We start from the raw sequence: 11,412 nt of genomic DNA, 5'->3' as shown, positions 1-11,412 counted from the left end.
TCAGGCCCCCTTGCCGGGCACGAGCTGGAGGTACAGCGTCGTGACCACGAAGTTGACGAAGAACAGCAGCAGGAACGTGATGACGACCGACTGGTTCACGGAGTCGCCGACGCCCTTGGGGCCCGGCGGGGTGTTGAGGCCGCGGTGGCACGCGATGACGCCGGCGATGAAGCCGAACAGCACGGCCTTGATCTCGCCGACGTAGAGGTCCTGGATCTGGGCCAGCGCCGTGAAGCTCGCGAGGTAGGCACCCGGCGTGCCGCCCTGGACGATGACGTTGAAGAAGTATCCGCCCAGCACACCGACCACCGAGACGAGGCCGTTGAGCAGCACCGCCGCGCCGATGCAGGCGATGACGCGCGGGACCACGAGCCGCTGCACGGGCGACACGCCCATGACCCGCATCGCGTCGATCTCATCGCGGATGCGTCGCGAGCCGAGGTCGGCGCAGATGGCCGCACCGCCCGCGCCCGCGATCACGAGGCTCGTGACGATGGGCGCCGCCTGCTGGATGACGGCGAGCACGCTCGCCGCACCCGTGAAGGACTGCGCGCCCACCTGCACGGTGAGCGTGCCGAGCTGGAGCGCGATGACGGCGCCGAACGGGATGGCCACGAGGATCGCGGGGACCCAGGAGACGCTCACGACGAACCAGAACTGCTCCAACGCCTCGCGAGCAGCGAAGGGCCGGCGCAGCGTGCCGCGACCGGCGTCGAGCGCGAACGCGAAGACGTCGCCGGTGGAGGCGAGCGCGCGGCCGACGGGGCCGCGACCACGAGCGGTCGGGACTCGGTCCTTCTCGTCGTCGTCGGCCACGTAGAGCGGCGCCTGGCCCGACGCCACGCGCTCGCGGTGCCGGCGCGCAGCCGGTCGGACGCTGCCCGACTTGGGCTCGAGCTGGCGGGGCAGCACCTCGATCGCCCGCGCTCCGGCGTGCCGCGACATGATCGCGGTCGCGCCGGGGGCGTCGTAGTCGAGCGGGCCGTCGAAGAGGTCGGCGCTGCGGTGGTCGGTCTCCTCGCTCATGCCGATGGGGCCCTCGGGGTCGCCGCTCATGAACTGCGAGACCACGGGGTGGTCGGTGAGCAGGAACTCCTCGCGCGGACCGAACATGACGAGCTCGCGGCGGTAGAGCATGCCGAGGTTGTCGGGCAGCGTGCGGGCGAGCTCGATGTTGTGGGTGACGACGAGCATCGTGGCGTCGGTCGTGAGGCTGACCTCCACGAGCAGCTGCGCCAGGTTGGAGGTGCGGACCGGGTCGAGGCCGGAGTCCGGCTCGTCGATCAGGATGATCTCGGGGTCGGTCACGAGCGAGCGAGCCAGGCCGGCCCGCTTCTTCATGCCGCCGGAGATCTCGCCGGGCAGCTTGTGCTCGGTGCCCAGCAGACCCACCATGTCGAGGCGATCGAGCACGATCTGGCGGATCTCCGCCTCGGTCTTGCGCGTGTGCTCGCGCAGCGGGAAGGCCACGTTGTCGTAGACGTTCATGGAGCCGAAGAGCGCACCGTCCTGGAAGAGCACGCCGAACTTCTTGCGGAGCTCAAGGCGCTGCGACTCCTTGGCGGTCACCATGTCGATGCCGTCGATCAGGATCGTGCCCTGCTCGGGCTCCACGATCCCCATGAGCGACTTGAGGAAGACCGACTTGCCGGTGCCCGACGGACCCAGCAGTGCCGTGATCTCGCCCTGCGGCAGGGTCACCGACACGTCACGCCAGATGTTCTGGCGTCCGTAGGACTTGGTCAGGCCTTGGACCTCGACGCTTCCGCCCATGCGGGATTCCCTCCGAGTGGTCTTGAGAAGTGAGGGGCGCCGTCCCCGTCCCCCTGAACCGGGAGCGGCGCCTCCCAGGAAGTTAGGTGGATCACAGGCCGCGGTCACCCCTCGCCCGCCCTCGTCGCGTCGGATCCGACGTTTTTTGTCAGGTGGGTGACAACTTCTCGTCTGTCTCGAACTGGAACGGTGCAAGACCCCGTGTCCCTGATCCCTCCTCCGCTTCACTACGGGGTATCGGATGCACATCGATCGCGATCGCACCCGACAGCGCCGGACGTCCTCCCTCCCTCCTGGACGTCCGGCGCCGTCGTGGTCAGAACTTGTTACCCGGGTCACAACTTCCTGACCGGATCGAATCCGCCGCCCCCTCGGACCTGGACCTCGCCCCCGCTGCCGGTCTTCACTGAGGATCAGGCGAAGTCGGCCGCATCCCCGCTGCGACCGGTCGCCTCGAGGGGGAGGTACTGCATGACCGCTGTCGTTGAGGAAGTCGTCCGTCCGAACGGGCGAGGACCGCATCGCTCGCAGCTCCGGGAGACGCTCCGCGTCCCCGGGCTCGACCCTGCCGTCGTGGCCGCCTACCGCCCGCAGTCGGCGCGGCTGGCCGATCGCATCGTCGGCCGGATCGCTCGCGAGGTCTCCGGATTCGCCGCCGCCGCCGACCCGCAGGTCAAGGCAGGCATCGACGCCGCCATCACGAAGGCCGTCGAGCTGTTCGTCGACACGGTCGCCGGGGCTCCCACGCAAGGAACCGAGGTGCTCGCGTTCTACCGCTGGCTCGGCCGGCACGAGGCCACCGTGGGGCACAACCTCGACGCCATGCAGGCCGCCCACCACATCGCGACGCAGGAGTCCTGGGAGGACCTACGTCGCGCCTCCACCGAGCTGGGCGTCCCCGCGCAGGTGCGGGGACCGCTGGGCGACGCCCTCATCACCTACCAGAACACGCTCTACGAGCAGGCCCTCATGGGCTTCATGGAGGTGCGCACGAGCGCCGCCCGTGAGCGCGAGGAGGCCCGGGCCGAGCTGCTCGTGGCCCTCATCGGCGGAGCACCCGCCGATCAGCTCCGGGAGCTGGCGTGTCGATGTTCGTGGATCCTTCCGGCCTCCATCGCCGTGGCCGTCACGACGGCCGACGCCGCCACCTCCGAGGTCGTCGCCTCCGCGTGCCAGGCGGTGTCCGGGGTCCGCCACGGCCGTCTCATCGTCGTGGCCGACGCCGGCGTCGCCGAGGACCTCGCCCACACCATCGCCTCCGGGACCGAGCACGACGTCGCGCTCTCCTGGGGGGTGGAGGCCGAGCAGGTGCACGACGCCGCCCGCTGGGCCGGAAGGGCTCTCGACCTCGTGCGCGACCGCGTCATCGAGTCACCCGACGACCACGTGGTCCGCTGCCAGGACCACACCTCCCGGCTCTGCCTCCACGCCGATCCGGCGCTGCGTCAGCTGGCCGACGAGGCCGTCCTCGCACCGCTGCTGGAGCAGTCGCCCAAGCGTCGCGTGGCTCTCGCCGAGACGATGCTGCTGTGGCTCCAGACCCGCGACAGCGCCCCCGCTCTCGCGGCGCGCCTCGGCATCCATGACCAGACGGTCCGGCACCGCCTGCGTCGGCTGCGTGAGCTCTTCGGTGCCCGGCTCAGCGACCCCAGCCAGACCACTGTGCTGCTCATCGCGCTCGAGTCGAGCATCACGAGCTGGCGGCGCTCGCTCACCTGACCCCCTGGAGCGGCGCGGGCCCTGGAGGTTGTCTTATCGGCAGATCGGATGGCCACCCGGGGCCCGCGCCTCCTACAACCCTAGGCCGTGAGGCCGTCTACCACTCTCGGATCTACACCTCCCGGCGCGCCGAGGCCCCGCCGCCGCGAGGACGTCGGGACCTGGCTCCTCCTCAAGCGGGACTAGCTGATGTCGATGACGCCGTCCGCAGACGACACGGGGAAGGTCGCCGAAAGGTCGAATGCCTGGCCGTTTGTGAACTGGCTCAGGCAGCCGACCGCACCAGAGACCTTCAGGCGGCCCGAGTACCCGGTCTCAGCGATGATCAGACGCTGCGTCGCCTCGTTGAAGTTGGCTGCGGCCTGCCCGGTGACGGTGAACTTGCAGATCGCATTGGAGACGGTGATACGTACCTGGTCGATATGACCAGCTATGACGTCGGACGTTCCCGTCGTCGCCGCAGAGGCCCCATGGAACACCCACCCGGCGGACTGCAGGAGAAGTGCCCCGCCGGCGAAGGTGCATCCGACCCAGTTGATCTTGGAGATATTGAAGAGGTCAACCAGTCCTCGACCTGACCCCACCACCGACGTAGGCGACGCAGGAATGTTCGCACTGGTACACCCCATGCGCATAGTGGGTGTCCCCCACGAAATCGTGCCGGACGACGCTGCGGTGAAGGTGTGGGTGCCCGGCGCCGACGTTCCGCCGACGGAGACCGTGTAGGTCGAACCGGTGGCGGAAGCAGGTCCCAGGGCGAGTGCCGAGCCGAGGCTCAGCAGCAGGAGAGTGATGAGTGCGCGAAGGCGCATGAGAGTTCCTTTCTCGGGAGGACCCCACCGGCCGGCCCGCGTCCCGAGCACGCGGACCGGCCGAAGGAGTCACTCGGCGATGACGCCGTTGCTGACCTTGATGTCCACGGTGTTGCCGGCGCCGGGGACCAGGGCGTTGATGAGCGGGGTGTTGAGGCCACAGTTCTCGAACTGACCGATCGTGTAGGTGCCCACCAGCTCGCCACCGTTGATGAGGTCGAAGCCCTCGTTCGGCTTGGTGCCCACCGGGATGGAGACCGGCTGCTTCGTCTGGCACTTGCTGCCCGCGAACGTGGGGAAGCCGACGATCTTGATGTTGGAGAGCTTCACGTAGTACGTGGCCGTCGAGCTGACCTGGGCCTGCGTCTGCGTCAGGTTGATCTTGCCCACGAGCGGCTTGGCCTCGACGAAGTTGACGTTGGCGGTCACCGGAAGGAGCCCGAGCACCTTGAACTTCGTCGCGGTGCCGGGGAGCGGGAGCGAGCCGGTGAAGTCACCGGTGTCGATGTCCAGGTTGGTCGTGAGGGTCGTGGGACCCAGAGCGACGTCGGAGTTGGTCTTGGCGATGTGCGACGTGCCCGTCGCGTCGTACGAGATCGTCACGATCGTGGCGGCGTGCGCCGCGACCGGGACCAGCGCGAGACCTGCGGTGGCTGCCACCGCTGCCGCGCGTCGGCGCCAGCGGGTGGGGGTGGTGGTGATGGTCATGATGTCTCCTGGATGTGGATGAGTGGTCCGGATCGTCATTCGTGGACGATGCCGTTGCTGACCTGGATGTCGACGGTGTTGCCGCCACCCGGGACCAGCGCGTTGATGAGCCAGGTGTTGGCCCCGCAGTTCTCGAACTGACCGATGGAGTACGTGCCGACGAGCTCGCCACCGTTGATGAGGTCGAAGCCCTCGTTCGGCTTCGTGCCCACCGGGATGGAGACCGGCACCTTGGTCCGGCAGCTGCTGCCGGTGAACGTCGGGAAGCCGACGATCTTGATGTTCGAGAGCTTCACGTAGTAGGTGGCCGTGGAGGCCACCTGGGCCTGCGTCTGGGTGAGGTTGATACGTCCGACGAGCGGTGCCGCCTCCACGAAGTCGACGTCGGCCTTGACCGGCAGGAACCCTGCGGCCTTGAACTCCGTCGACGTCCCCGGGAGCGGCAGCGAGCCGGTGAAGTCACCGGTGTCGATGTCGAGGTTCGTCGTCAGGGTCGTGGGACCCAGGGCGACGTCCGAGTTGGTCTTGGCGATGTGCGACGTGCCCGAGGCGTCGTACGAGATCGTCACGATCGTGGCGGCGTGCGCCGCGACCGGGACGAGGGCGAGGGCGCTCGCAGCAGCTGCTGCAGCGGCGCGACCTCGCCAGCGAGAGGTGGTGGTCATGAGTGCTCCTGGAGTGCACGAGGGAACGGGAGGGTGGGGGTGGGACCGAGCACGAGGGCTCGGCCCCACCCCTACCAGGGGCGTCAGCCGGTTGGAATCAGCTGGCGTTGATGAGCCCGTCCGGCGAGACGACGTTGAACGAGCCGGTGAAGTTCGCCGACTGACCGTTCTGCACCTGGCCCAGGCAACCGACCACGTTGGAGACCTTGAGGTTGCCGGTGAAGCCGGTCTCGCTCACGTTGAGCACCTTGGTGCCCTCGTTGTAGGTGCCGTTCGCCTTGCCCGTGACCGTGAACTTGCAGACCGCGTTGGCCACGTTGGCGGTGATGCTGTCGACGTGACCGGCGATCACGTCGGTCGCTGCCGAGGTGGCGGCCCCCGTGGCGTGCAGCTTCCAGGAGCCGACGGTGGTGACCGTCAGAGCGCCGCCGGGACCGGTACAACCCGTGAAGTTGATCTTGTTGATCGAGGCGATGTCGGTGATGGCGGTGCCGCTCGCAACGGTGGAGACCGGCGACGCCGGGACAGCAGCGCTGGTACAACCCATGGTGAGGGTCGGGACCGCGAAGCCGAGAGGCCCGCTGGACGTGGCGGTGATGTTGTGCGTGCCGGCCGCGGAGCTGCCGCCGACGGCGACGGTGTAGCTGCTGCCGGTGGCCAGCGCGGGGCCAGCCACGGCGACACCCGCGAGAGCGAGTCCGGCGGTGGCGATGGCTGCGTTCTTGATCTTCATGGTGGGTTCCGATCTGCCGAAGGGATGCGTGACGTGTGTCACGAAACAAGTACTCAACGACCGGCCCCCGACGCGCAAGGCCCAATCGATCCGAGGCGCCGGACAAGCCGAGAAGTTGTCACGCGCATGACAACGTTGCGTCGCGGGACGCCGAACGAGCCGTTCGACGACCGGGACGAGGATGAGGTCGAGAGTTGTCATGGGCGTGACAACATCGGGGCCGTGACGCTCGACGCCCGCCGTGCACCGTTGACCTGAGACCGGACGCGGCGCGAAGGTCGCCCCATGCGAATGTGGGAGAAGTTGTTGCTCGGCGGGGTCGCCGCGCTCGTGACCGCACTGGTTCCGATGAGCGGCGCGACAGCCGAGGACCAGGAGCCCGGGATCTACCCCGGGCTCCCTTTCGTCCCTTGCAGCTACGACATCAAGGGTGAGGGCGTCCCGAGCGAGAACCTTTCTTGCGACTTCGTCGGCCCGACCGCGACCAACGACTACAGCTGGCTCAACTTCCCGCAGGTCGGACTTGCAGGCTCGGTCAAGGCGAAGCAGTGGACGAAGGTCCCCATCTCGATGATGGCCAGCACGATCGAGCTCATCAGTGCACCAGATCCGGCGAACAACATCTCCAACCAGTATTGGTACAAGGTCCAGGCCTTCTTCGTGTCGCCGACGGGCTCGAAGCAGAACTACGGAAATTCGCAGCCGATCACGGTTCGCACCGTTGCCTTCGGGTCCGTGCCCGCAGAGATCACGCTGCAGGTGTCCCAGCGTCGTGACGGCAACGGCCTCCCCCGTCCCCTGGTCCTCAGACCCCACGACTACGTCAACCCTCTCAGCCCCAACGTGGACCGGCAGACCGTCGATCCTGCAACGATCAGAGACCTCGTCAACGTCCGCGTGCTGGACCTGAAGGTCGACGGGGTGCCGGTGCGCCTCGGAACGTCCTGCCAGACGGGGTCACGGTCCGAGATCGTCCTGTCCTCGAAGGAGCTCGTGGTGACGACCGACTACAACACCTGGGACCAGTCGCTGGGCACTGATCGGTTGGTCGGCGAGTTCGACCCGACGACCTACCAGTACGGCTTGTACGGCGGGACGCTGGACGGGTCCATCGACATCCAGCCCTTCTCCGGATGTAGCACCTCAACGGGAGACGACGTCTCCCGTCTTCTGACCTCAGCGTTGTCGGGCCCCGACAATCCGCTCGCCGTGCGCATCGGGGCGGCCGGCGGGTGCACCTCCTACGACGAGAACGGGCACTCGCTCCCCACTGCGCCCGACGCTGCGACGCCAGCCAAGGCCTGTCCAGTGACCGACCTCGGCTATCCGAACAAGCAGATCGTGGTCATCCCGAAGGAGTTCGACATTCCTGACCAGGCCCCTAGCCCGACGTCGAACTGACCCAAGGTCGCGCTGCCCGCTGCACACTCGGGCGGACAGGTCCGCGGCCGTCGGCTGTCCACCGAAGGACTGACATCACCGTGCCATCGAAACCCTCGTGTCGCCGTTCCCACGGTCCTGTGATTGACGCCACACGGACTGCAAGGTAGAAAGCAGGTGCAGTCGAAAGAGTCGTCGGGGCGGGGGGCAGGGCATGATTCGTGGACCGCGCGCCTGCGTGCTGCCATGACGATCTCCGCCAGTCCGGAGACCGCGGACCTCATCGCCGCGCAGGCCCGACGCGTCCGCCGTGCGGTGCCCGACGTCGCGGCCGAGATCGTCGACGCCGTCTCCGAGAGGGTTCCGCGGTACGCCCGGCCCGCGCCCACCGCGCGGTCGGCGCTGGCCGAGGCCGCCACCACCGCGCTGCACCGCTTCCTCGACGCGCTCGACGGTGCGCCGCACCGCGACCGTGGTGTCGAGGACATGTTCCGGGCGCTCGGGCGTCATGAGGCCCGTGCCGGACGCACGCTCGTCGACTTCCATGCGGCCATGTCGGTCGCGACGCGGGTGGGCTGGCGCCGGTTCCAGACCTTCGGCGAGGAGGAGGCCACCCCCGTCGTCGTGTCCGACGGGCTCTTCGCCTTCATCGACCGGCTCGCGCAGCTGGCGGAGGCCGGTCACGCCGAGGCCCTGCGGGTCCGCGCCACCGACCCGCACCGGGCTCGGGCCGCGCTGGCCGAGCACCTCCTCAAGGGAGCCGTCCCCGAGAGCGTCGACGACGTCTGGCCGCTCCCTGCGACCGTCGTCGTGGCAGTGGCCGATGTCGCCGGTCAGCGGCCGGAGCTCTCCGCGCTGGCCCGCACCACGCTCATGGTGGGGCACGACGACACCGTGGTGGTCATCGCCGACGCCGACGACCGTGACGAGGTGGTCGGCGCCCTCACCGCTGCGGGCGTCCGCCGCGTCGCGTTCAGCTGGTGGGTGGAACCCGCTGCCATCGCCTCGGCGTTCCGCTGGACCCGCCGGGCCCTCGAGCTGGTCGAGCACGGCGTGATCCCCGAGCAGCCGGTCATCGACTGCGAGCAGTTCCGTACGCAGATCTGGCTGCACTCCGAGCCGGCGCTGCGTCAACGCATGTGCCAGGACATGCTCAAGCCGCTCCTGGCCGAGACGCCCAACTCCCGCGAGATCCTCTCCGAGACCCTGCTCGTGTGGCTGCAGACGCGCGACAGCGCACCGGCCATCGCAGCCCAGCTGGGGGTGCACCCCCAGACCGTCCGGTACCGCTGGAAGCGCATCAACGAGCTGTTCGGCGAGGACCTGCACGACCCCGAGTTCATCATCCAGATCACGATGCTCCTCAAGGCCAGCGTCCCGCTGTGGAAGGCCGGCGACCAGAGCGACTTCGAGCGGTTCCGCGTGGCTCAGGAGGTCTCGTGACCGCGGCGCGGCCCTGGTGGTCCGTGCTCGGACCTGCCCTGGCAGCGGCCCTGCTGGCAGCCGGGACCGTGGTCGTCGCTGTCTCCGGCGCGCTGCACTTCGACGGTTGGCAGTGGGCCGCCCTGGCCGCTGCCGGTCTCGTGAGCCTCGTCATCGCGGCACCGGCCCACCTCACCGCCGCGCGGGCATGGCGGCGCCCGGCGAGCCCGACCGTGCTGGCCTCGGCCGCCGCGTTGGCTGCCTTCGCATGGGCCGCCGTCTCGGTGCTCGACGGACTGGAGCGCACGAGCCTCGCCGCTGCGGCAGTCCCCGGGGCACTGCTCACCATCAGCGAGACGGCCCGCAGGCAGGCCCGTCTCAGCCCGGCCGAGAGCGAGTCCCGTCCGTTCTCGGTGCTCGTCGCCGTGGCTGTCGTGACGAGCGCCGTCTGGGTCGTCCTCCGCGGGATCGACGACGGAGTGGTCGTGGCCGTGGCCGCCGCCGTCGGGCTCGCCGGAGCCGGCCACGTCGTCGCTCCCGGCGCGGCACTGCTCGCGGGTCGTCGTCGCGCAGCTCCGCTCGGGGTCCGGCTCGAGTCGCTCCGAGCGGCCCAGCGTGCCGCACTCATCGACACCGTGGTCCTCGACCAGGACGGGACCGTCACCACGGGTCGCCTGCGGGTCACGTCGGTCAAGCCGCTCGAGCCCGACCACGAGCGCAACCTGCGCTGGTTCGCCGGAGCGCTCTCCCATGCCGGCGACCACCCCATCAGCCAGGCCATCGCGCAGCTCTCGGCGCGCGGTCACGTGGCCGAGGTGCAGCACGTCGACGGCCGGGGCGTCCTCGGCTCGGTGGACCGCCACCCCGTCCGCGTGGGCTCGCCGGCGTGGCTGGGGGCACCGGCCGAGGAGTCGCTGTGGCGCACCGTGGCGGTCGAGGTCGACTCCCGCGTGCTCGGCACCCTCGAGGTGGCAGACGACATCCGCGAGAAGGCACCCGAGTCGGTCCGGCGACTGCGCGACCTCGGGCTCGACGTCCACCTCGTCTCCGCCTCCCGCCCCGACCGGGCCGAGCACGTGGCCCTGACCGTCGGCCTGACGGAGGCGCACCACGGCAGTGCGGCGGACCTGGTGCAGCAGCTCGCGGCCGAGGGCAGGTCCGTCGCCGTCGCGTCGAGCACGTCGGTGGACGGCGCGCTCCCCCTCTCCACCACGGCCGGGCACGACGGGATCGTGCTCGACGACCTCGACGTGCGTCGTGTGGGTCAGGCTCTCGAGACCGCTCGTACCGTCACGGCGGGCGTGGCCCGCGGACGCACGGTGGCGACGATCGGCACCGTCGTCGGCGTGGCGGTCGCCGCAGCCGGACTCGCCGGACCCGACCTCACCGCCGGCGTCGCCGCCCTCTCCACCGCCGCCGCAGCCTTCGCCGCCACCCGCTGACCCTCGACGGTTTACCACGTTAACGTGGTAGACCGACCATACCTCGGGAAGCTTCCGGAGGTATGGGTCGGGTTGCGGAGGGGAGTACGCCCGGCCGTGTCAGGCGAGGGTGAGGAGGACGTCGCCTCCGGACACCGGACCGTCGACGACCGACACCGACTGCACGGTGCCAGCCCGCGGCGCCGACACCGCGGCCTCCATCTTCATGGCCTCGACGACGGCGATCGCCTGTCCCGACGTCACGACGTCGCCCACCTCGACGAGCAGACGGAGGTACCCCGCGAACGGGACCTCGACGTCGGTCACACTCAGGCCTCGGCGCGACGGAACAGGTAGATGCCGACGGTCTTGCCCGTGACGGCGATGCGCTGACCGGTGCTGACGAACTTGTCGGTGGACTCCTGGCCGGTCTCGACGAAGACGTAGCCAGCGTGCTCCAGGCGCCATCCGACCGCCTCGATCTCGCCGAGGACGCCGAGGTGGGCATCGGAGCGCGACTCGTTGCCACGCACCTCGCCGAAGAACGCGGTGCCCTGGGTCTGGCTGACGTCGAGCTGGATCTCGAAGAACCGGTGGCCCGCCTCGTGCGCCAGCTCAGCCCGACCGACAGGGCTCGCGGCACGGGCGGCGAACGCACGCGCGGCGGCGTCCTTCTTGTCCTGCTCGGCCTGGGCCACCTGACGGGCGGCCTCGACACGCTCACGCTCGGCCTGTGCGGCCAGGCGCTCCTCCTCGGACTTGAACAGACCCATGGCCGA

Annotated in this window: 11 protein-coding genes; 4 read left to right on the top strand and 7 right to left on the bottom strand. The window is 69.5% G+C overall.

All coding sequences use genetic code 11. From position 1 onward, the window contains the following. Entirely contained in the window at positions 1-1,773 is a 1,773-nt protein-coding gene (locus ASD11_RS18965; RefSeq protein ID WP_056290233.1) for an ABC transporter permease, read from the bottom strand. A gap of 471 nt (positions 1,774-2,244) precedes the next feature. Here ASD11_RS18965 and ASD11_RS16780 point away from each other — a divergent pair, with 471 nt between their 5' ends. Next, positions 2,245-3,492, top strand: a complete 1,248-nt coding sequence (locus ASD11_RS16780) for a helix-turn-helix domain-containing protein (RefSeq protein ID WP_056290230.1) — start codon at positions 2,245-2,247, stop codon at positions 3,490-3,492. Positions 3,493-3,674: 182 nt separating this feature from the next. Here the strand turns inward: ASD11_RS16780 and ASD11_RS16775 are convergent, their stop codons facing one another. The 4 genes from ASD11_RS16775 to ASD11_RS16760 all read right to left on the bottom strand — a co-directional run bounded on the left by ASD11_RS16775 (position 3,675) and on the right by ASD11_RS16760 (position 6,410). Next, positions 3,675-4,304, bottom strand: a complete 630-nt coding sequence (locus ASD11_RS16775) for a hypothetical protein (protein WP_056290227.1) — start codon at positions 4,302-4,304, stop codon at positions 3,675-3,677. Positions 4,305-4,373: 69 nt separating this feature from the next. Then, a complete protein-coding gene (locus ASD11_RS16770; protein WP_056290224.1) occupies positions 4,374-5,012 on the bottom strand; it encodes a hypothetical protein in 639 nt (212 codons plus the stop codon). Between the two features lie 35 nt (positions 5,013-5,047). Beyond that, a complete protein-coding gene (locus ASD11_RS16765; RefSeq protein WP_056290221.1) occupies positions 5,048-5,677 on the bottom strand; it encodes a hypothetical protein in 630 nt (209 codons plus the stop codon). 97 nt (positions 5,678-5,774) lie between these two features. Beyond that, complete coding sequence (locus tag ASD11_RS16760; RefSeq protein WP_056290218.1) at positions 5,775-6,410, bottom strand: hypothetical protein; 636 nt, start codon at positions 6,408-6,410, stop codon at positions 5,775-5,777. Between the two features lie 285 nt (positions 6,411-6,695). Between ASD11_RS16760 and ASD11_RS16755 the strand changes: the two genes are divergently transcribed. The 3 genes from ASD11_RS16755 to ASD11_RS16745 all read left to right on the top strand — a co-directional run bounded on the left by ASD11_RS16755 (position 6,696) and on the right by ASD11_RS16745 (position 10,654). Further along, positions 6,696-7,811, top strand: a complete 1,116-nt coding sequence (locus ASD11_RS16755) for a hypothetical protein (RefSeq protein ID WP_056290215.1) — start codon at positions 6,696-6,698, stop codon at positions 7,809-7,811. A 225-nt stretch (positions 7,812-8,036) separates the two neighbouring features. Beyond that, positions 8,037-9,233 (top strand): helix-turn-helix domain-containing protein, encoded by a 1,197-nt coding sequence (locus tag ASD11_RS16750; protein ID WP_056290212.1) that lies wholly within the window; start codon positions 8,037-8,039, stop codon positions 9,231-9,233. After that, entirely contained in the window at positions 9,230-10,654 is a 1,425-nt protein-coding gene (locus ASD11_RS16745) for an HAD family hydrolase (protein ID WP_056290209.1), read from the top strand. The genes ASD11_RS16750 and ASD11_RS16745 overlap by 4 nt, the downstream gene beginning before the upstream one ends. 99 nt (positions 10,655-10,753) lie before the next feature. Here the strand turns inward: ASD11_RS16745 and ASD11_RS18760 are convergent, their stop codons facing one another. Together ASD11_RS18760 and ASD11_RS18755 are read right to left on the bottom strand one after the other, a co-directional pair. Continuing rightward, entirely contained in the window at positions 10,754-10,960 is a 207-nt protein-coding gene (locus tag ASD11_RS18760) for a biotin/lipoyl-containing protein (RefSeq protein ID WP_056290206.1), read from the bottom strand. Between the two features lie 2 nt (positions 10,961-10,962). Next, positions 10,963-11,406 (bottom strand): hypothetical protein, encoded by a 444-nt coding sequence (locus tag ASD11_RS18755; RefSeq protein WP_162246509.1) that lies wholly within the window; start codon positions 11,404-11,406, stop codon positions 10,963-10,965. Positions 11,407-11,412: the final 6 nt, after the last annotated feature.

This window comes from Aeromicrobium sp. Root495 (genome assembly GCF_001426755.1).
Taxonomy (GTDB): domain Bacteria; phylum Actinomycetota; class Actinomycetes; order Propionibacteriales; family Nocardioidaceae; genus Aeromicrobium.
The sequence above is the reverse complement of the archived record's forward strand: the minus strand, read 5'-3'. Positions and strand labels throughout refer to the sequence as shown.

What these genes read in the sequence shown, in the direction of transcription:
- ASD11_RS18755 (WP_162246509.1), bottom strand. Translation starts at nt 11,406, where the DNA reads ATGGGTCTGTTCAAGTCCGAGGAGGAGCGCCTGGCCGCACAGGCCGAG.
- ASD11_RS16775 (WP_056290227.1), bottom strand. Translation starts at nt 4,304, where the DNA reads ATGCGCCTTCGCGCACTCATCACTCTCCTGCTGCTGAGCCTCGGCTCG.
- ASD11_RS16780 (WP_056290230.1), top strand. Translation starts at nt 2,245, where the DNA reads ATGACCGCTGTCGTTGAGGAAGTCGTCCGTCCGAACGGGCGAGGACCG.
- ASD11_RS16755 (WP_056290215.1), top strand. Translation starts at nt 6,696, where the DNA reads ATGCGAATGTGGGAGAAGTTGTTGCTCGGCGGGGTCGCCGCGCTCGTG.
- ASD11_RS16765 (WP_056290221.1), bottom strand. Translation starts at nt 5,677, where the DNA reads ATGACCACCACCTCTCGCTGGCGAGGTCGCGCCGCTGCAGCAGCTGCT.
- ASD11_RS16760 (WP_056290218.1), bottom strand. Translation starts at nt 6,410, where the DNA reads ATGAAGATCAAGAACGCAGCCATCGCCACCGCCGGACTCGCTCTCGCG.
- ASD11_RS16770 (WP_056290224.1), bottom strand. Translation starts at nt 5,012, where the DNA reads ATGACCATCACCACCACCCCCACCCGCTGGCGCCGACGCGCGGCAGCG.
- ASD11_RS16750 (WP_056290212.1), top strand. Translation starts at nt 8,037, where the DNA reads ATGACGATCTCCGCCAGTCCGGAGACCGCGGACCTCATCGCCGCGCAG.
- ASD11_RS18965 (WP_056290233.1), bottom strand. Translation starts at nt 1,773, where the DNA reads ATGGGCGGAAGCGTCGAGGTCCAAGGCCTGACCAAGTCCTACGGACGC.